Raw genomic sequence first — 20,334 nt, 5'->3', positions numbered from 1 at the left:
ATACGGTCACATAAGGTGGTCGAACTCGCCGTCCTTGACCCCGAGAATCAGTGATTCGATCTCGGCCCGCGTATATATCAACGCCGGTCCGTCCGGAAAGCGTGAATTGCGCACCGCGACGTCCCCACCGGGCAGCCGTGCCAGCTCCACGCACGTACCGTTCGCGTTGCTGTGCAGGCTCTTCTGCCAGACGACTCCCTGGAGATCTGTCGAGGCCATGCCATTGTGTGTCCGGCTCATAAGACGCTCCCCAAATTCCCCGTAACTGCCCTGGTGGGTAAGCCAGATGATAACCGGTTCCACCAGCACGTGCATGTGCACGTGCATGTGCACATGCAGTCACCCAGGGTGATCGGCGGCGATCCACGGCGCTCGACGGCGCTCGTTAAGGGGCCCCGTTTCGAGCTCCAGGGGAAAACAAGAAGGGGTGCCCGAGGGGTCGGATACGATATTGACGGTCCGTAGAGCAATCACTCACCCCGCGTAACGAATTGGGAGCAGCCTGCAATGGCTCGACACCTCATCACCAGCGCCCTGCCCTATATCAACGGGATCAAGCACTTGGGCAACATGGTGGGGTCGATGCTCCCGGCCGACGTCTACGCCCGCTACCTGCGTCAGACCGGGCACGACGTCCTCTACATCTGCGCCACCGACGAGCACGGCACGCCCGCCGAACTCGCCGCCAAGGAAGCCGGGCTGCCGGTCGACACCTTCTGCTCCGAGCAGCACCTGGCGCAGAAGGCGATCTACGACGGCTTCGCGCTGCGCTTCGACCACTTCGGCCGCAGCTCCTCCCCGGAGAACCGCGAGCTGACCCAGCACTTCGCGCGCCGCCTCCAGGCCAACGGCTTCATCGAGGAACGCGCGATCCGCCAGGTCTACTCGCTCGCCGACGAGCGTTTCCTGCCCGACCGCTACATCGTCGGCACGTGCCCGCACTGCGGCTACGACAAGGCCCGCGGCGACCAGTGCGAGAACTGCACCCGGGTGCTGGACCCGACGGACCTGATCGACCCGCGCTCCGCGATCAGCGGCAGCAGCGCGCTGGAGGTCCGCGAGACCAAGCACCTGTTCCTCCTGCAGTCGAAGCTGGCCGGCGAGGTCGAGTCGTGGATCGACGAGGTGGGCGGAGAATGGCCGACTCTCGCCTCCTCCATCGCCCGCAAGTGGCTCACCGAGGGCCTCCAGGACCGCGCGATCACCCGCGACCTGGAGTGGGGCGTTCCGGTCCCGGCCGACACCTGGCCGGAGCTGGCGGCGGACGGCAAGGTCTTCTACGTCTGGTTCGACGCCCCGATCGAGTACATCGGTTCCACCAAGGAGTGGGCGGACGCCGCTCCCGACGGGGAGACCCGGGACTGGAAGTCCTGGTGGTACGAGGCGGACGACGTCCGGTACACCGAGTTCATGGCCAAGGACAACGTCCCGTTCCACACGGTGATGTTCCCGGCCACCGAACTGGGCACCCGTGAGCCGTGGAAGAAGGTCGACTACGTCAAGGCCTTCAACTGGCTGACGTACTACGGCGGGAAGTTCTCCACCAGCCAGCGCCGCGGTATCTTCACCGACGCCGCGCTGGACCTGCTGCCGGCCGACTACTGGCGCTACTTCCTCATCGCCAACGCCCCGGAGTCCGACGACACCTCGTTCACCTGGGAGGTCTTCTCCTCGTCCGTGAACAAGGACCTGGCCGACACCCTGGGCAACTTCGTCAACCGCGTCCTGTCCTTCTCCCGCAAGCGCTTCGGTGACGACGTCCCGGCCGGCAGCGCGGCCGGCGAGGCCGAGGCGAAGCTCGGCGAGCAGATCGCCGGGCTGCTGGCCGAGTACGAGGGCCATCTGGACACCCTCCAGTTCCGCAAGGCGGCGGCCGCGCTGCGCGCCCTGTGGAGCGCGGGCAACTCCTACCTGGAGGAGAAGGCCCCCTGGATGGAGATCAAGACGGACCCGGACGGCGCGGCCCTCACGCTGCGCACCGCGATGAACCTCATCCACCTGTACGCGGTGGTCTCCGAACCGTTCATCCCGTCCTCGTCCGCCGCGATGCGCAGCGCCTTCGCCCTCGCCGACGACGACCGGACCTGGGTCAGTCAGGACGAGGCCAAGTCCCTGTCCTTCCTGCCGCCCGGCACCCCGTTCACCGTCCCGCCGGTGCTCTTCGCCAAGATCACCGAAGAGGACCTCGACACCTACCGCGAGCGCTTCGGCGGCAACCCGGACGACGCCGCCGCGTAGTCCGGATCCGCACATGACGAAGGCCGCCCCGATCGGGGCGGCCTTCGTCATGTGCGGGGAGCCGGCGGCCTGGCTCAGACCTTCGGCTGCGGCTTGCGGAGCTGGATGTGCAGCTCGCGCAGCCGGCTCTCCTCGACCTCGCTCGGCGCGCCCATGAGCAGGTCCTGGGCGTGCTGGTTGAGCGGGAACGCGATGGTCTCGCGGATGTTCGGCTCGTCCGCGAGCAGCATGACCATGCGGTCCACGCCCGGGGCGATGCCGCCGTGCGGCGGGGCGCCGAAGTGGAAGGCGCGCAACATGCCGCCGAACTCCTTCTCGACGGTCGCCTGGTCGTAGCCGGCGATCTCGAACGCCTTGTACATGACCGCGGGCTCGTGGTTCCTGATCGCGCCGGACGACAGCTCGATGCCGTTGCAGACGATGTCGTACTGCCACGCGAGGATGTCGAGCGGGTCCTTGGTCTCCAGCGCCTCCAGGCCGCCCTGCGGCATGGAGAACGGGTTGTGGGAGAACTCGATCGCGCCGGTGTCCTCGTTCTTCTCGAACATCGGGAAGTCGACGACCCAGCAGAACCGGAAGACGTTCTCCTCGAAGTGGCCGGCGCGCTTGGCGGCCTCGACGCGGACGGCCGCCATGATCTTGGAGACCTCGGCGAACTCGCCGGCGCCGAAGAAGATCGCGTGGCCGGGCTTGGCGTCGACGGCGGCCAGCAGGGCCTTGATGTCGTCCTCGGTCAGGAACTTGGCGATCGGGCCGGTCAGCGCGTTGTCCTCGCCGACCCGGACCCAGGCCAGGCCCTTGGCGCCCTGCTCGACGGCGTACTCGCCCATCTGGTCGAAGAACTTCCGCGGCTGGGCCGCGGTGTCCGGCACGGCCAGCGCACGCACGTGCTTGTCGGCGAAGGCCTTGAAGCCGGAGCCGGCGAAGACGTCCGAGACGTCGACGAGTTCGAGCTTGGCGCGCAGGTCCGGCTTGTCGTTGCCGTACTTGAGCATCGACTCGCGCAGCGGGATGCGCGGGAAGGGCGAGGTGACCTCACGGCCGCCGCCGTACTGGGTGAAGAGGTCGGTCATGACCTTCTCGATGACGCCGAAGACGTCCTCCTGCTCGACGAAGCTCATCTCGATGTCGAGCTGGTAGAACTCGCCGGGCGAGCGGTCGGCCCGGGAGTCCTCGTCGCGGAAGCACGGCGCGATCTGGAAGTAGCGGTCGAAGCCGGCGATCATCAGCAGCTGCTTGAACTGCTGCGGCGCCTGCGGGAGCGCGTAGAACTTGCCGGCGTGCACGCGCGAGGGCACCAGGAAGTCGCGGGCGCCCTCGGGGGAGGTGGCCGACAGGATCGGGGTGGCCAGCTCGTTGAAGCCGAGCGCCGTCATCTCCTTGCGGAGGAAGGAGATGACGTCCGAGCGCAGCATGATGTTCTTGTGCATGCGCTGCCGGCGCAGGTCCAGGAAGCGGTTGGTGAGCCGCGCCTCCTCGTTGGCGTTGTCCTCCGGGAAGACCGGGAAGGGCAGCGGGTCGGCGGCGCCGAGCACCTCCAACGAGGTGACGTCGATCTCGATCTCGCCGGTCGGCAGGTCCGGGTTCACGTTCTCCGCGCTGCGCGCGAGCACCCGGCCGTCGACGCGGACGACGGATTCCTTGGACTGGCTGCTGAGCTGCTCGTACGCGGGCGAGCCCGGCCGGACGACCAGCTGAACGAATCCGTAGTGGTCCCGGAGGTCGACGAAGAGGACACCGCCCAGATCGCGGCGATTGTGCAGCCACCCGGACAGGCGGACGTCGGTGTCGACGTCAGTGGCGCGCAGCTCGCCGCAGGTGTGGGACCGGTACCGATGCATCGTTCATCCAAGTCGTCGGATTTCGGTGAAGGAACCCGGAAGGGGCCCGTCACAGCCTACCGGCGCCAGGACGTCCACCCCCATTCGTATGAGTCGGCCAAACCACCATAAACTGTCCCAATGCGCACCGAGGAGGTTCTGGCCGCCGTCGGCACAGGGCTGTGGAACTGGGACGAGGCGGCCGGCACCGTGGGGCTGGACGCCACGGCGGCCGATCTGCTGGGGCTTCCCGAGGCTCCCGTCACGTTGCGGTCGTCCGCCGTGCGCGCGTGTCTGCATGCCGAGGACTACGTGGCCCTGAGCGGCGGAGTCGCCCTCGCCCGCGCCGAGGGCACCGTGATGGAGTCCCTGATGCGGGTGGTGAGCGACGACGGCGACATCCTGCGGACCGTGCGGATCAGGATGCGGCCGACCGGCTCGCTCACGATGGCCGGCACGCTGCACGAGACGCGGGTCGCCGCGTCGGGCGGCGCACCGCCCTCCGGGGACTGGCGGCGGGCCCGGGAGGCCTTCCTGCTGGACGCGGGCCGGGCGCTGGCGGAGGCGGACAGCACGGCCGAGGTGCTGCGGGTCGCCGCGACGCTGTCCATGCCGGGGTTCTCGCCCGACGGCCTGGCCGTCTTCGGCGTCCGGGGCGACCGGCTGTCGATCATCGGGCACCACGGCCACTCCGTCGGCACCGACGGCCCGTTCATGGACATGCCGATGGCCACCGACTACCCGGCGGCGCTGGTGGTCCGCACCGGCCGGGCGATCTACCTGCCGACCCCCGAGGCGTACGCGCAGCGCTTCCCGGCCACCTGGCCGCTCGCCCAGCCGTTCGGCCGCTCCTCCTGGGCCTTCCTCCCACTGGTGGTCGCGGGCAACACGATCGGCGCGTGGATGGCGGCCTTCCGCGATGCGGTGGAATTCACCCCCGACGAGCGTTCCGTGCTCACCACCGTCGCCCGGATGCTCGCCCAGGCGCTGTCCCGCGCCCACCTGCACGAATCCGAGCGGGAGCTCTCCGATGGGCTGCAGCGCACCATGCTCCCCACCCGGGGCCCCGGCATCGAGGGCATGACGGTCGCCGCCCGCTACGTGCCCACCGGCGGCGGCCTGCAGGTCGGCGGCGACTGGTACGACGCCATCGACCTGCCGTCCGGCCGCACCGCCCTGGTCATCGGCGACGTGCAGGGTCATGACGTACGCGCCGCCGGGCTCATGGGCCAGCTGCGGATCGCGCTGCGCGCCTACGCCGCCGAGGGCCACCACCCGGACGCGGTGCTGTCGCGCGCCTCACGGTTCCTCGCCGGCCTCAGCGACCACGACCACGGCGACGACGACAGGTTCGCGACCTGCCTGTACCTGGAGGCGGACCCGGCGACCGGCACGCTGGACGTGGTCCGGGCCGGGCACCCCGAGCCCGCCATCCGGATGGGCGACGGCACCACGATCATCCGCCGCACCGCGGGCGGCCTGCCGCTGGGCATCGCCCCGGACAGCGACTACCCCACGACCCGGCTGGTACTGGAGCCCGGCGAGGTGCTGCTGATCTGCACCGACGGGCTGATCGAGACGGGCGGCCACGACCTGGACACCGGCTGGCAGCGGCTGCGCGCCGCGATGCAGTCCGGTCCCCCGGACGATCTGGAGGCGCTCGCCGACTACCTGGTGCGGACCGTGCACGGCCCGGCGTCGCACCGCATCACCGGGCCGCTCGCCGACCGCCGCGAGGACGACATCGCGCTGCTGCTGCTGCGCCGCGACCTGGACGGGCCGACCTGCGAGGTGCCGGGGCGCCGGACGGTGCTGACCGTCTCGCAGAGCGCGCCGCGGCAGATCCGGGAGGCGCGCCACGAGATCCGCGCGCTGCTCCACGACTGGACCGTCCCCGACCAGGTGGACGCGGCGGTGCTGCTGGTCTCGGAGCTGATCACGAACGTCCTGGTGCACACCGACGAGGACGCGGTGCTGACCGTGCGCCTGACCGGGGTGGCGGGCAGCCGCCTGCTGCGGATCGACGTGGGCGACCGCAGCGACGACATGCCGCATCGCCGCACTCCCGGCGAGATGGCCTCGTCGGGGCGCGGGCTGCTGCTGATCGAGGATCTGGCGGACGTCTGGGGCGTCGATCCCCGGGGCGACGGCAAGTCGATCTGGTTCGAGATCCACGAGGCCGCCGCGGGCGACCGGCCGTGATCGGCCGGTCGCCGTCGAAGTGTCAGGCGCCTGCCGGTATCCGGCCGAGGCGGCCGGCCTGGAAGTCGTCGAACGCCTGCGCCAGCTCGGCGTGGGTGTTCATCACGAACGGCCCGTACTGCATCATCGGCTCCCGGATCGGCTGTCCGCCGAGCAGCACGACCTCGAAGTTCGGGCTGCGCGATTCCTGCGTCTCGTCCGCCTTGATGGTGACCGAGTCACCCTTGCCGAAGACGACCGTCTGCCCGGTGCGGAACGGGCGGCCGCCGGGGCCCGCGGTGCCGCGACCGGCCAGACCGTAGGCGAGGGCGTTGAACTCCGGCCGCCACGGCAGCGTGACCTCGGCGCCCGGGTTCAGGGAGAGGTGCATCATCGTGATCGGGGTGTGGGTCGACCCGGGACCCGCGTGGCCGTCGAGGTCGCCCGCGATCAGCCGGATCAGCGCGCCGCCGTCCGCGGACGTCAGCAGCCTGACCTGGCCGCCGCCGATGTCCTGGTACTTGGGCGGCATCATCTTGTCGCTCTTCGGCAGGTTCACCCACAGCTGCAGCCCGTGGAAGAGCCCGCCGTTGACGACCAGCTCCTCCGGCGGAGCCTCGATGTGCAGCAGGCCGCTGCCCGCCGTCATCCACTGGGTGTCGCCGCCGTTGATCACGCCGCCGCCACCGTGCGAGTCCTGGTGCACGAAGGTGCCGTCGATCAGATAGGTCACGGTCTCGAAGCCGCGGTGGGGGTGCCAGGGGGTGCCCTTGAGTGAAACCAGTTGGGGGGCCCAAAATCAAGCTAGAGTCCCCCCATGATCAGACCAGGGGTGGTGACCGGCATGGAGATCCATGCAGCGGTCTATGGGCGTCAGTCCGTGGGGCGAGCCAACAAGTCCGAGGTCAGCACGGTCACGCAGCGCGCTGCGGGTGCGGCCGAGGCGAAGCGTCGTGATGCCCTCAGCATCACCGAATACGAGGACCTCGGCATATCCGCCTTCACGGGCGAAGGCCGCCCGGACTTCGACCGGCTGCTCAAGGACTGCCACGAGGGCCGGATCAACCTCATCATCGTCTACTACATCAGCCGCCTGTCACGGATGGATCCGCTGGATGCCATCCCCATCGTCACGGAACTGCTCAACCTCGGCGTGACGATCGTCAGCCTCACCGAGGGCGAATTCCGCAAGGGCAACCTGATGGACCTGATCCATCTCATCCTGCGGCTGGACGCGGCCCACAGCGAGAGCAAGAACAAGAGCGACGCGGTGCGGGGCGCGAAGAAGACGGCCCGCGAACTCGGTGGTTATGTGGGTGGCAAGCCGCCGTATGGCTTTCGCATGGTCCCCGCGACGCGAACGACGGCTGACGGCAGGCCCGTCGTGGTCCATGTCCTGGAGCACGATTCCGACGAGGTGCCGGTGATTCAGGACATCTGGGCGCGGATCAAGGAGCACAAGGACATGCCGTACCGGCCCGGAGGGGGACGCCGGCATCCGGGCTCCCTCACGGGCATCTGCGCTCGGATGACGGCCGACGGCGTGCCGACGAAGGGGCAGCGGGTCGGCAAGAAAACGAAGGAAAGCGTCTGGGATCCGAAGACGGCCATGCGCATCCTCCGCGACCCCCGCATCGCGGGCTACGCGGCGACCCCGGTGTACAAGCGCCGGGAGGACGGCAAGCTGACCAGCACCATCGAGAGCTACCGCATCGAACGCGATCCCGAGACCATGAAGCCGATTCAGGCGTATCCGCCGGTCATCACACCGGACGACTGGCACGAACTGCAGAAGTGGCTCGACGGCCGGGGCCAGGGCAAGGGTCTTTCGCGGGGACACGCCGTCCTTTCCGCCATGGACATCCTGTTCTGCGACTGTGGCGCGGTGATGACGTCGCACCGCGCCACCACCCCCAACAAGGCCGCGTACCGCTGCCGCCGTCGGAAAACTCTGCCGGGCCAGCACGAGGGCGAATGCACCATCAGCATGCACAGCCTGGACCTGTATGTAGCCCGACGCATTTTCGCTCTGATCCAGACTGCCGAGGACGATCCTGAGACGGCGGTCATTCTCGCCGAAGCCGCTCGGCGGTACGCCGCAAAGACGGAACAGCCGGAGATCATGGGTGAACGCCGCAGTCTTGTCACCGAACGCGCCGATGCCAAGCAAGCGCTGGAGGAGCTGTACGACCGTGAGGAAGCCGGCGACTACAACGACCCGGTCGGCCGGCGCCGGTTCCGCGAGCGCAGGGAACGGCTCCTCGGGCGCATGGAGGGGGCCGAGGCTCGTCTCGCCGAGTTGGAGGAGGCGGCAACGCCGACACTCCCGATCCACCTGTGGCTGCCCATGGGCGCGGGGGACGTCGATCCGGTCGGCGAGGGCTCGTGGTGGGAGGCCGCGACGGCGCAGGAGCGGCGGGACTTCGTCAAGCTGTTCGTGCGCCGGGTCACGGTCACCAAGGCGACTGGTGCAGGGAAGTCGACGCCCGTCGAGAAGCGGGCGACGGTTGAGTTCGTACGACCAGAACAGACCGAGGGCGATGACGCGGAGGCTGACGAATCGCGTTAGAAGGACGAGCTCGCGGTAACGGTCTGCCGTGCCGCTGAACCGCGAAGGGCGAGGCAACATACGCCCACATCGCCGGTTGGGCAAACCGGCGGTTCTCCGGACCATTGACGGTGTCCTCGGGGGCGCCAGGCAGCCGCGACGCTGCTCCGGCGCCCCTGCGTCTCCACGCCATCAGGAGCCGTCTCTTGCACCAACCCGCACCCGGATTCAGTCCGGCCGCCGCTTCGCCGACGGGCGGTGATCGTCCTGGCCGCCGCCAGCGGCATTGCGCAGCCGTCACGCATGGCTGCACCCACCCTCGCATCGCTCGCCGCCAACGAATCGGCCACCCCGGAACGTGCGCGGTGACCAAGGCAACCGAAGAGGTCATCGGTGACTGCGACTTCGGCCGCGTCGTCGACGGCAAGCTGCTCGCCCAGCCGGTCTGGCGCCTGCTCACGATGTCACCGCAAGCGGCGGAAGGCGTCGCGAGCGTACTCGGGGTCGAGCCGCAGCGGCGCTTGGCCACCAGCCGGGAACAACTCGAAGTCGTAAGCGAGGAGTCCAGTCTCCGAGTCCTCATCAAGGATCCAGACAGGCTGACAGCACAGATGAAGCTGTGGGACTCCCGTGGCCTCGCGCACCACTGCGACGGGAGCCTCTTCTTGTCCCCGGAAGCTGATGCAGGTCACCCTTGCGGGTGCCCGCCCACCATGGCCGAGCGCAGGGCGCGGGCCAGGCGTGGCCAGGGGCCGCAGCCGGTCACGACGCTGCTGTTTCTCCTGGCCGGATGTCCTGATGTCGGCTCGTTCCGCTTCAGGTCTTCGTCCTGGCGCTTCGCCGAGACGGTGGAGGAGATACGCACCCAGCTGGCCGCAGTGGGTGACCCTGCACTCTGCGATCTCGCGATCCGAACGGTCGAGTTCACCACCCAAAACGGCCGCTGTGTCTCCTACCACAAGCCGGACTTGAAGGTGCTCGGTCCTTGGGCCTCCAGGACTGCGATAGACCTCGCCGCCTGAGTTGTGAGGGCTCCGGCCACACAGCCGCCCTCGTCAGGCCGACGCCGAAAGCCAACCGTATTCGACACGGGCGGCCACCCCCAACAATCCACTCGGCGTGGCAGGCGTCTGCCTGCGCGTCACCCAGGAGCACTATGGAAGACGCTTTCACCAACCCTCCGAACGCCCCGAAAGTCCCCTGGCCGCCGGTCGCCATCCCCGGACAGACGTTTCTTTCTCTCGACGCAGAGCCTGATGGAGACCGCCGCGGTCCCCTGTACAGCACAGAGACGGGGACCGGTCCCCGTGCAACGGACCCCGGGGACCGGTCCCCGGAACAGACGGGGACCGCGCCTCCCGTAATTGTCAGCGTCCCAGTAATAGATTCGCAGGTCAGCGCCCTGCGCGCCGGTCCTGACGGTGCGGACCATCCTGGTCCAGGCGGACCAGAAGTCGGAGACCAGGCGGAGACTTTCGGTCCGCCGGTTCCCGAGCCCGGTCCCCGAATTCCGTGCGAGCAGGCCGGGCTCCAAGCAGGTGGTGGGGACCACGGTCCCCACGACCGTGCGGGGACCGTGGTCCCCGACAGCGGATCGGGGACCGGGGACCACCCCAGCGCGAGCGGCGAGGCGGCCGCCGAAGGAGCCGCGCTGCTGGATGAGCTGCGGGCGGCGGTCGGCCGGTACGTGGTGCTGCCGAGTGAGGAGGCGCTGGCCGCAGTCACGCTGTGGGTGGCGGCCTCCCACATCCAGCCCGCCCTCCAGCACGCGCCACGGCTGGCGGTGGTAGGGCCGACCAAGGGGTGCGGCAAGTCCCGCGTCCTGGACGTGCTGCACGAGACCGTGCACCAGCCGATGATGACGGTGAACACCTCTCCGGCCGTGGTCTTCCGCGTCATCGGCAAGAACCCGCCCACGCTGCTGGTGGACGAGGCCGACACCATCTTCGGCCCCAAGGCGGGCGACAAGGAGGACCTGCGCGGCCTGCTGAACGCCGGGCACCAGCGCAACCGGCCCGCCTGGCGTATCTCCGGACCGGAGCACAAACCGACCGCGTTCCCCACCTTCGCCATGGCCGCGCTCGCCGGGATCGGCGACCTGCCGGACACGATCATGGACCGGGCGGTGGTACTCCGCATGCAGAAGCGCAAGCCCGGTGAGCGGATCACCCCGTTCCGCTCGCGGTATTCGGTGCCCGAACTGAACGCGATGCGCGACCGGCTGGCCGCCTGGCTGACCCCGCTGCGTGGCGCCGCTGCGGCCTTGGTGCCGCAGATGCCGGTCGAAGACCGCGCCGCGGACACCTGGGAGCCGCTCATCATCGTCGCCGACCTGGCCGGCGGGCACTGGCCCACACAGGCCCGTGCCGCCTGCCTGGCCATGACGGGCAACGAGGTGGTCCAGGATGCGCAGACGACCCTGAAGACGCGGCTGCTGCGTGACATCCGCCGCGTCTTCGAGCAAGAGGGCAACAAGCAGGCTCTGCGCAGCCAGGACCTGCTCGCCGCCCTGATCCAGGACGCAGAGGCGCCGTGGTCCGAGTACGGGACCAAGGGCCTGAACGCCTACCACTTGGCCAACATGCTGCGGGACTTCGGCATCAGTCCGGCCAACCACCGTTTCGAGAACGGCAGACAGGCCAAGGCATACACCCGCAATCAGTTTCTCGACGCCTGGGCCCGCTACTGCCCCGACCCCGCCCAGGCGGCACCCGCAGCCGGGCACCAGGCCCCGCCCGCCCGCCCGTTCCAAGGTAGGGCGCCAGCCCCTCCGACCGGGTCGCTGCCCGTCGGCCCGCCCGGTGGCACCACCGGGCCCAAGCGCACTCACTGACCCCTCCAGGTCCGTCTCAGTCCGTCGCATCCGTCCCCGCGCAGGTCAGCGCGGGGACGGATCGCCTCGCCAATACGGATCACTCCGTACCTGCAGCCGTGTCCGTAACTGCACTGACCAGGCATGCGACGGATGCAACGGACGTGACGAAGCCCCACCCACACGACTATCGGAGCGCCCCATGTCCGACAACAGCACCGACACCACTCCCACCCGCCACTGCAGCGGTCCGTTCGGCGTGGCACACCAACCAGCAGCAAGGTATGGCGTTGGACCGTCCAAGGGCCGGTCCAACGCGCCCTCCTCCGCCCCGGGGGTGGCGGAGGAGGAGCTCCGGCGCGAGGGCGCACCGGAGGGGGAAGCCAGCATCGTCGGGCCTGTGCGCGCAGCCGACGAAGCCGCGCTCCGCCGCGTCGCCCGCCGTCGCGCCCGTGAAACCGAACAGCGCAAGAAGCGCGTCGACGTCCGCTACAGCATGAACGAGCACACCGAGATCCTGGACATGGCCCAGAGCATGGGCCTGGCCGGCGCCCACTTCGTCGGCGCTGTCGTCATGGCCTTCATCGAAGGTGCCCACACTCTTCCTGGCCAGCGTGGCGCCATCGATGACCTGATCGATGAACTCGCCGCACTGCGCACCGAGGTCGCCAGGATCGGCAACAACGTCAACCAAATCGCCCACCGCCTCAACGCCGGAGCAGAACCCCGCCCGCAGGACACCGCCGTCATCAAAGCGGCCGGTGACGTGCTCGCCAAGGCTCGTTCCGCCGCCGCCGCGATCGATACCGCCGCCGACGTGGCCGCCACAACGAAAGAGCCCGCCACCCGTTGATCGCGAACATCGTCAAGCCCGGCTCCAAAACCCGAGGCGTCCTGAACTACCTCTACGACACCAAACGCGCCAAGGACCACACCGACCCCCACCTCGTAGCGTCGTGGGACGGCTTCGCCCCCGACCCCGGCCGGGATCCGGAAGCCACACTCGCCCAGCTGACCACCGCCCTCGACCTGCGCGTGAAGCAAGCCGGGGACCGCGCCTCCAAGAACCACGTCTGGCACTGCTCGATCCGGGCCGCGCCCGAAGACCGAGCGCTGACGGACGCCGAGTGGGCCACGGTCGCACGCCGGGTACTGAACGCCACCGGCATCGCCCCGACCGACGACCCCGACGCCTGCCGCTGGGTAGCCGTACGCCACGCCGATGACCACATCCACATCGTCGCCACCAAAGTCCGAGGCGACCTCACCCCGCCCCGCAACTGGAACGACTACCTGCGCGCCGACAAGGAACTGGCCGCCATCGAAGAGAAGTACGGCCTACGGCAGGTCGCGCGCGGCGATCGTACGGCCGCCCAACGCCCCACCCGCGCCGAGCAGGAAAAGGGCCGCCGAACCGGACGTGCCATCACTGCCCGAGAGCACTTGCGGACCACCGTCCGCACCGCCGTATCAGCCGCCACAAGCACCGAAGAGTTCTTCCGCCTCCTAACCGGCGCCGGCGTCCTGGTGGACATCCAGTACTTCCCCTCGGGTGACATCCGCGGATACAAGGCCGCTCTGGAAGGCGACACCAACAAGAGCGGCGCGCCCGTCTGGTTCTCCGGCTCGACGCTCGCCCCCGACCTGTCCTACCCAAAGATCGCCGAGCGCCTCGCCGCCACGTCCACGCACCCACGCGGGACCTCCGACCGTCAGCACACGGCCTGGCAGCAGGTCATCGAGGCAGCCGGCAACCTCCCCGACCTCCTCGCGCAGACCGACGACGCCACAAGCCAGGCGCACATCACGGTGCTCGCTGAGACCCTTGATGTCCTGCCCCTCACAGCCACTGCCGGCCTGCGGATCCCGCTCTCCCAGGCCGCCACAGCATTCGAGCGCGCCAGCCGCTCCCGCATCCATGCCAGGCACCGGCAGGCCCAGAGCACCCGGCGGGCCGTCAAGGCCATCCTCCGTGAACCGGCGCCTCGGGACGGAGCTCTCTTCGCGATCCTCCTCGACGCGCTCCTCCTCGCGGTCGTTGCAGCCCAGCACTGGCACCACAACCACCACCACGATCAGCAAGCTGAAGCGGCCCGACAGACCGCTGAACACCTGCGAGCCGCCTACCAGGCAGCCGCCCGTCAACCCCTGGCCGTGATCCACCAGCGGGGCCGACACCTGGCCCTACCCCTGCAGCAGCGCCAGGCCGAGATCATCCGCCAGGCATTGCCCGACCTCGCCAAGGAGATCCTCGCCGAGCCCACCTGGCCCGCGCTCGCCGCCACGCTTTCCGCCACGACAGCAGCTGGCCACAACCCGGCCACTCTGCTCGCCCAAGCCGCACGAAACCGGGAACTGCACACCGCCGGCTCCCTCAGCGAAGTCCTCACCTGGCGCCTGCACCGCATCACCGGCCTACGCCCGCAGCCGGCCACAACCACCACACCTGCCTCGGCGCGGACCACCGCGCCCACCAGAAACCACCGCCGAACCCGGTGAACACCCACATCGGGGCCGAACGCCTTCCGACAAGGAGACCATCCTGAAGATCCACCCCCTCGCCGCCACATTCCCCATCCTGCCGGAGGACGAACTGCACGACCTCGCCCAATCCATCAAGACCGAAGGTCAGCACGATCCCATCGTCCTCGATCGGGACGGCGTCCTCCTCGACGGCCGCAACCGCCTCGCCGCCTGCGAACTCGCCGGCGTCGAACCCCGCTTCACCCGCTACGAAGGCAACGACCCCACCAGCCTGATCCTGGCCGCCAACCTCCGCCGCCGACATGTCAGCAAGGGCCAGCAGGCCATGATCGGCGCGATGGCGCGTTCACTTTCGGGACACTCCTTGCGGGCCCACGCCAAACTCCACGCGATGAGTCTCAGCCGGCTCTCCGCCGCCAACGTCGTGCTGGAGCACGCCCCCGACCTCGCCGAGAAGGTACGCCTCGGCACCCTCGGTCTCGACGCCGCCTACGCCGAAGCCGGTCATCGCAAGGCCCGCACCGCAGCCGTCATCAACCAGCACAACGATCTGCGCCAGCACGCCCCCGACCTCGCCGAACAAGTCACCGAGGACACCCTCACCCTCGACGCCGCCACCGCAACCCTCCACCAACGCCTCGAAGACGAACGACTGCGCCAACTGGTGAAGGAATCCGATGCCATCCGCCTCGCCGACGGCGATACCACTCCCGCCCTCACCCAGCTCGCCAAGCGCGGCGACATCACATGGGACCAGGCAGCCCAGCGCGCCGAGGATCATCGCACCCACCGGCACAAGACCATCCTCCGCGCACAGCAGGCCCTGCAACTGATCGCCGAGAACTGGGCCGCCGTCCACGACCTCGCAGTCCGACCCGATGCCCCGTACACCCAGGAGATACTCGACGGCCTCACGCCCCAAGCCCGCGCCCTTGCCCGGAACCTGATCCAGTCTCTTCCGGATCGAACACGGGGCGCCTGAAGCGCCGAAGGCGGTATCTGAGCGCTGGGCCGGCCTCACTCCAACCGCGGCCTACCCCCGAGCTTCGCGTGACGCCCTCCAACAAGGGCCAGTCGCAGGGTTGAAGTCATCGGGGAGCCCTCCAGGCTGGTGGAACGTCCGGCTCGGCGACTCACCGTTCCTTCCCGGACGGGCAGCCGAGCCGGAGCACCTACGTTCCGAAGGTCGCCGTCGTGCTGCTTTGCGGTTGATCACCAGGAGATGGTCAGGCTGGTCTCGGGCCGGGTGACGCGGGTGCCGGGGGCGCGTTGCCCGTCGGGGGTGGTGGCGGGGTATGCGGTGACGACGGGCTGTGCGCGTCGCTGCTGGCTCCAGCGGTGCAGAGAGTCGTTGACCTGGCCGATGAGCTTGCCGCTGTCCGCTCCACCGCCCAGCACGTGGAGGTCGAACGCGTCTACCCCTCAGGCGCGGGTGGACATTGCACGCACCGACCGCGCGGCAGGGTCACGTTGAGGGGGCGTTGCCCCAGTCCAGGGCTTCGCGTAGCGCGTCGGACGACTCTTGCCCGGAGGCTGGCATCCCAGGCGGCAGTGGGCCATAGGGATTGCGCTTTCTCGACGGGCTCGCGAATGTCGCGGGCTCTTACCTGTCAACGGAGGGCCCTTCGCGGGTACGGTTGCTGCCTGTAGTGGCGTGGTCACCGACTTCGAGGTGTGTCCGATGATGGAGATCGACAAGATCATTGGCAAGCGCATCGAGAAGGGCAGGAGGCGCAAAGGCTTACTTCAGCACGAACTCGGGGCTGCGGTCGGCCGGTCCGAATCGTGGGTGGGCCAGGTGGAGCGCGGCGTCAGCACGCTGGACAGCCTGCGCATGGCGGAGCGAATGGCAGGGGCCTTAGGGCTGACTGTTGATCACATCTTGGCGTTCGACGTGCGATACGCCACGGTTTCGTTGGTAGTGCAGTCACCCAGATCACACGAGCCTTCGCCGCGTTCACCACACATGATGTCGACCGATGCGGAAAGCTCAGAGACTGTGCTTCGACGTTCCTTCACCCTTGGCTCGCTGGCCGGTCTGACCGCCGCCATCGCGGGTCTGTCGCCCGACGCCCGAGCCCAGGTCAGCCGGCCGTCCGGTGGCAGCGTGGATCAGGCCACCGTGGACGAGCTGCGATCGATCGGCGCCAGCTACCGCCGGTCCTACAAATCGTTCCCGGCCTCCAGTCTGGTCCCTGTGGCCCATGACCAGCTCCAACTGGTCACCTCGCTGCGGCCGAAGGACCAGCCCACCCTTCTGCGGAACTCGTTGTTGGTGCACATGGCGGAGATGGCCGCGCTCGCCGCCGTCCTGCTCTCGCTCGACCTTGGCGATCAGGAACAGGCCGACGCCTACATGGATCTCGGCTACCAGATCGCGAAGGAACTCGGCAGTCCGGAGCTGGCCGCGCTGATCCTGGGCGGGCGGGCCTTCCGCACGTCCTACGGCGGCGATCCCGACGGCGGCCTGGATTACGCGCTCGCCGCCGTGGACGCCGCCGAGCGCGGGGCCTCGAAGCGGATGCGCGCGTGGACGAACGCGGTCGCCTCCGAGATGTATTCCTCCACGGGCGACGACCACGGCTTCCGTTCCTCCTTGGAGGAGGCCCGCACCCTGTTGTCCGGCCCGATGGACGACGAACGGTGGGGCGGCATCGCCTGGTTCGACCTGTCCAAGGCCGACGCCTATGAGGGAAGCGACCTGGTCCGGCTCGGCCGGCATGCCGAGGCCCTGCCGTCCCTGGACAAGGCGATCGAACGGCTCTCGCCCGAAATGCTGCGGCACCGGTGCACCGCGTATATCTCCCGCGCCGAGGCACACGCCGGTGCCAACAACGTCGAGGCCGCCTGCGAGGACGGCCACGCAGCCCTCGACCTGGTCGCCCAAGTCCAGCACCGCGAGACTCTTCGCCGCGTCACCGAACTGCACCGCGGCCTTCGGACCCACAAGACCGCGGGGACGCGGAGCCTGGGCGAGCACGTGATCGACACCCGGACCCTGCTCAAGACCGCCGGCAGTGCGGCGTGAGCCGCCGTACGGGCCTGATCCTCGACTTCGGCGGGGTCCTGACCACGAGCGTGCCCGCCTGCGCGGTGGGCTTCGACCGCCGGGCCGGCCTGCCCGAGGGGACGTTCCTGTCCGTCATCACCAAGGACGTCGAGGGTGCCGCCCTGTACGCGGACCTGGAGCGCGGGGCGGTCACCCAGGCGGAGTGGAACGAGCGCACGGCCGCCCTGCTCGGCGTGGACGGCACCAACCTGCTCGGCCGGGTCCTGGAAGGCTTGCACCCGGAGCCGTCGGTCATCGCCGCAGCCCAGGCCGCCCGCGCCGCCGGGACCAAGGTCGGGATCTTCTCCAACAGCCTGGGCACCGAGCCGCACGACGTCTACGCCGGGTACGACTTCGACCAGCTCTATGACACCGTGCTGATCTCCGAGCACTACAAGATGCGCAAGCCCGACGCCGAGATCTACACGATCATGCTCGATCTCATGGAACTGCCTGGCGAGGCATGCGTGTTCGTGGACGACACCGCCCGCAACCTTCCGCCTGCCGAAGAACTCGGTATCGCCACGATCCTCGCGAAGGACCCGGTGGACACGATCGGGCAGATGGCAGCCCTGCTCGGCATCCCGCTCAATCAACAGGTCTAGACCGACTCGCAGCCGGGCTGCGGGCCCGCAACCTCGCTGCGGATGCGACCTACGCCGGGGCGGCACTGTGGTCTCCAGGCCGCCCCGGATGCGACAGGGTTCCCCCCGATCCGGGGCGGCCGGCCAAGCCGCAGGCACCCAGCAGGGTGCCCCCTCCGGAACGGAGACCCAGGTGACCACCACCGTCGCAACAACGACGATCACGGTCGAGCTGCCCGAGGCGTTCGACCAGCGTTGGAACCGCCTGCCCGGCATCACCGTGGACGGCAAGCGCATCACCATCGACCCGCAGGAGTACTTCTTCCGCTTCGAGAACAGCTCCTGGCTCGTCATCGACTGGGCGACCGTCAAGTCCGGCCTGCTGCACGCCGAGGAGACAGAGGAGTCGGCCGTCGAGCAGATCGCCCTGGACTTCGTGAAGGCCCACGGCCGCTCCGCCAGCGACGCCGGGGAGGTCCTGGCCATCGCCTACCAGGTGTATTCCTACCTGTTCCGTGACGAGCACCTGGCCACCTTGGGCCTGCCGAACTTCACCGCCGATCACCTGCGGATGCTCCGCGAGGCGGCGACCTTCATGGCCCTGAACAAGGTCGAGCTGGACGGGCGCATCTCCAACGTCGGCCCGTGCTGGTTCTTCCCCTCCGCCACCGGGGTCGTCTTCGACCTCTCCGAGCAGGACGGCCAGATGCTCGACGAGGTCTACCACGGCGGCTGGTTCAACGAGCACCGCCGGATCGAGGGCATCAAGGCCCACACCGCGCTCGGCGGACGGCTGGTGCACGGCTGCCAGTCCGTCCCCGACCAGTCCGGCGGCGTCGTCGCCGCCTACGGCACCTCGATGGCGAACTTCGCCGTGGAGCTCGCCGGGATGAAGGACGAGTGGATCCAGCGGGTCGAGTCGCACCGCGTGACCGCCGCCTGATCCTCGCGTTGACCCACCGGTCCGGGGCGGCAGGCGCCGCCGCCCCGGACCGCCCCCGCCTCCAGTCCTCACGTCGTACGGAGCCCGCCCGTGGACACCCAGCTCATCACCGACATCCTGGCCGACATCTGCTCCAGCGTCGGCCTGCCCCAGCCCAGCCGCGACCCGGTACGCGTGTGGTCGCTGTCCGGCGTGGAGCGCATCACCTTCCCCGACGGCACCACCGCGATCTACAAGTTCGCCGCCGAGCCGTTCACCAGCGAGCACCAAATCCTGCGCGCCGCCGGCGAGGCCAACATCCCGGTGCCGGCCGTCATTGGCGCGATCGTGCGCGATGACGTCCTGGGCATGGTCATCAAAGACCTGGGCGAGCCCGTCCGGGACGCGGTGGACGCTGACGGCATCGTGGCCGCCGTCGCCCTGCACGACGCCGCCCCGACCTCGATGCTGCCCGTTCTCGACGACGACGCCCTCTCCGCGCTCCCGGCCCTGGCACGCGGCCACCTGCGCCGTTTGCGCGACAAGGGCCGGTGGACGGAAGGCACCGACGACATCGTCGGCATGCTGGACGCCCTGACAGATGCCGCCGCCAAGCGCGCCGAGGGTGCCACCACCGCCCCGTGGGGCTGGGTGCACTCCGAGTTCCACCCCACCAGCCTCCACATCAGCAGGGACGGCTGGCGCCTGCTCGACTTCGCCCGCGCCTTCAACGGCCCCGGCCTGATCGACCTCGCCTCCTGGCACGGCACCATCGAGGACGCCGACCCCGTCCGGCTCCGCCGCTTCATCCAGGCGTACGCCGCCGCCGGCGGCCACCCCAGCGCTCTGGTTGAGCGCGGCGGCCTCGCCCCGGAGGCGTGGGCCATGGGCTGGCACCGCGTCTGGGCGATCGAGTGGTTCATGGAGCAAGCCCTGCGCTGGATCAACGACCCGTCCCAGGACGAGGCGTACATCACCGTCGTCCGCCGCCACCTGAAGACGGCCGTGCGGCTCCTGGAAACCTGAGGTGGATCTCTGGGACGCCCACGCCGCTGCCCAGCTCGCCCAGCGGCCCGCGGACCGCCTTCAGCCGCCACCGAGGATGGAGTGGACCCAGCGGCCGGGCATCGGTCCCGGAGCCGAGATCCTGGGCGGGGACCTGACCGGCCGCCGGATCGTGGAACTCGGCTGCGGAGCCGGCCACAACACCGCCCACCTCGCCACAGCCGGCGCCACCGTCGTCGGCGTGGACCGCTCGGCCGGGCAGATCCGTCGTGCTGCCGCCCACTACGAACACACCGGGGCCCAGTTCCTGCACGCCAGCGCGACCGTCCACCTCGGCCGGGGCACTGAGCGCCTGGACGCGGTCGTCTCCGTCTTCGGCGCGATCGGCATGACCGAGCCGTCCCGGATCCTGGGCGCGTGCTCCCGCAGACTCGCCCGCCGGGGCGTCCTGGCCTTCTCCCTCCCGCACCCACAGCGGACCGGCGCCTTCCCCGCCAGCCCGCGCACCCGCGACACCGTGACCCTGCCGGACGGCACCACCCACACCGTCGAGCGCTGGGACATGGACCCCGCCGCCTGGTCCCGCGCGCTGAACCGGGCCGGGCTGCTGGTCACCGGCGTCCACCACCTCCACGCGCCGACCGACGCCCGCTGGCCCACCACCCTCCTGATCACCGCACGGAAGCCCTGA

At 69.4% G+C, this 20,334-nt stretch carries 16 protein-coding genes and 1 pseudogene; 13 read left to right on the top strand and 4 right to left on the bottom strand.

Features of this window, described 5'->3' with window-relative positions; genetic code table 11:
• Positions 1 to 6 precede the first annotated feature (6 nt).
• Entirely contained in the window at positions 7 to 240 is a 234-nt protein-coding gene (locus tag M2266_RS18715; RefSeq protein ID WP_277441259.1) for a DUF397 domain-containing protein, read from the bottom strand.
• A gap of 267 nt (positions 241 to 507) precedes the next feature.
• Between M2266_RS18715 and metG the strand changes: the two genes are divergently transcribed.
• Complete coding sequence (metG, locus tag M2266_RS18710) at positions 508 to 2,238, top strand: methionine--tRNA ligase (protein ID WP_277439215.1); 1,731 nt, start codon at positions 508 to 510, stop codon at positions 2,236 to 2,238.
• Positions 2,239 to 2,312: 74 nt separating this feature from the next.
• Here metG and aspS read toward each other — a convergent pair whose 3' ends face one another.
• The gene (aspS, locus tag M2266_RS18705; protein ID WP_277439214.1) at positions 2,313 to 4,079 is read right to left on the bottom strand and encodes an aspartate--tRNA ligase; all 1,767 of its coding nucleotides are present in this window, start codon (positions 4,077 to 4,079) and stop codon (positions 2,313 to 2,315) included.
• Between the two features lie 120 nt (positions 4,080 to 4,199).
• Between aspS and M2266_RS18700 the strand changes: the two genes are divergently transcribed.
• A complete protein-coding gene (locus tag M2266_RS18700) occupies positions 4,200 to 6,260 on the top strand; it encodes a SpoIIE family protein phosphatase (protein WP_277439213.1) in 2,061 nt (686 codons plus the stop codon).
• 22 nt (positions 6,261 to 6,282) lie between these two features.
• On the opposite strand, the pseudogene M2266_RS18695 reads toward M2266_RS18700, so the two are convergent.
• Positions 6,283 to 7,011 (bottom strand): annotated as a pseudogene (locus tag M2266_RS18695) (pirin-like C-terminal cupin domain-containing protein); the annotation flags it as partial.
• Positions 7,012 to 7,056: 45 nt separating this feature from the next.
• Between M2266_RS18695 and M2266_RS18690 the strand changes: the two are divergent.
• From M2266_RS18690 to M2266_RS18665, 6 genes are all read left to right on the top strand, one after another.
• Entirely contained in the window at positions 7,057 to 8,808 is a 1,752-nt protein-coding gene (locus M2266_RS18690; RefSeq protein ID WP_277439212.1) for a recombinase family protein, read from the top strand.
• Between the two features lie 344 nt (positions 8,809 to 9,152).
• Positions 9,153 to 9,809 (top strand): hypothetical protein, encoded by a 657-nt coding sequence (locus tag M2266_RS18685; protein ID WP_277439211.1) that lies wholly within the window; start codon positions 9,153 to 9,155, stop codon positions 9,807 to 9,809.
• A gap of 554 nt (positions 9,810 to 10,363) precedes the next feature.
• On the top strand, positions 10,364 to 11,620 hold the full coding sequence (locus tag M2266_RS18680; RefSeq protein ID WP_277439210.1) for a DUF3631 domain-containing protein: 1,257 nt from the start codon (positions 10,364 to 10,366) through the stop codon (positions 11,618 to 11,620).
• A 181-nt stretch (positions 11,621 to 11,801) separates the two neighbouring features.
• Positions 11,802 to 12,452, top strand: coding sequence for a MobC family plasmid mobilization relaxosome protein (locus tag M2266_RS18675; RefSeq protein WP_277439209.1), 651 nt, complete (start codon positions 11,802 to 11,804; stop codon positions 12,450 to 12,452).
• Positions 12,449 to 14,098: a relaxase/mobilization nuclease domain-containing protein gene (locus tag M2266_RS18670; protein WP_277439208.1), complete on the top strand. Its 1,650-nt coding sequence runs from the start codon at positions 12,449 to 12,451 to the stop codon at positions 14,096 to 14,098. The genes M2266_RS18675 and M2266_RS18670 overlap by 4 nt, the downstream gene beginning before the upstream one ends.
• 376 nt (positions 14,099 to 14,474) lie before the next feature.
• Positions 14,475 to 15,065 (top strand): hypothetical protein, encoded by a 591-nt coding sequence (locus M2266_RS18665; protein ID WP_277439207.1) that lies wholly within the window; start codon positions 14,475 to 14,477, stop codon positions 15,063 to 15,065.
• A gap of 230 nt (positions 15,066 to 15,295) precedes the next feature.
• Here M2266_RS18665 and M2266_RS18660 read toward each other — a convergent pair whose 3' ends face one another.
• A complete protein-coding gene (locus M2266_RS18660; RefSeq protein ID WP_277439206.1) occupies positions 15,296 to 15,481 on the bottom strand; it encodes a hypothetical protein in 186 nt (61 codons plus the stop codon).
• Positions 15,482 to 15,764: 283 nt separating this feature from the next.
• On the opposite strand from M2266_RS18660, the gene M2266_RS18655 reads away from it, so the two are divergent.
• The 5 genes from M2266_RS18655 (at position 15,765) to M2266_RS18635 (ending at position 20,334) form a co-directional block, all read left to right on the top strand.
• Positions 15,765 to 17,111, top strand: coding sequence for a helix-turn-helix transcriptional regulator (locus M2266_RS18655; protein ID WP_277439205.1), 1,347 nt, complete (start codon positions 15,765 to 15,767; stop codon positions 17,109 to 17,111).
• Positions 17,108 to 17,737, top strand: a complete 630-nt coding sequence (locus M2266_RS18650) for an HAD-IA family hydrolase (RefSeq protein WP_277439204.1) — start codon at positions 17,108 to 17,110, stop codon at positions 17,735 to 17,737. Before M2266_RS18655 ends, M2266_RS18650 begins: the two co-directional genes overlap by 4 nt.
• A 172-nt stretch (positions 17,738 to 17,909) precedes the next feature.
• Positions 17,910 to 18,659: a hypothetical protein gene (locus M2266_RS18645; RefSeq protein WP_277439203.1), complete on the top strand. Its 750-nt coding sequence runs from the start codon at positions 17,910 to 17,912 to the stop codon at positions 18,657 to 18,659.
• 90 nt (positions 18,660 to 18,749) lie between these two features.
• Positions 18,750 to 19,664 carry a phosphotransferase gene (locus M2266_RS18640; RefSeq protein WP_277439202.1) on the top strand — a complete coding sequence of 305 codons (915 nt, stop codon included), beginning with the start codon at positions 18,750 to 18,752 and terminating at the stop codon, positions 19,662 to 19,664.
• 1 nt (position 19,665) lies between these two features.
• Complete coding sequence (locus M2266_RS18635) at positions 19,666 to 20,334, top strand: class I SAM-dependent methyltransferase (RefSeq protein WP_277439201.1); 669 nt, start codon at positions 19,666 to 19,668, stop codon at positions 20,332 to 20,334.

Source organism: Streptomyces sp. SPB162 (assembly GCF_029504575.1).
In the GTDB taxonomy this organism is placed as follows: Bacteria; Actinomycetota; Actinomycetes; order Streptomycetales; family Streptomycetaceae; genus Actinacidiphila.
This window is presented reverse-complemented; position numbering and strand designations above follow the sequence as displayed.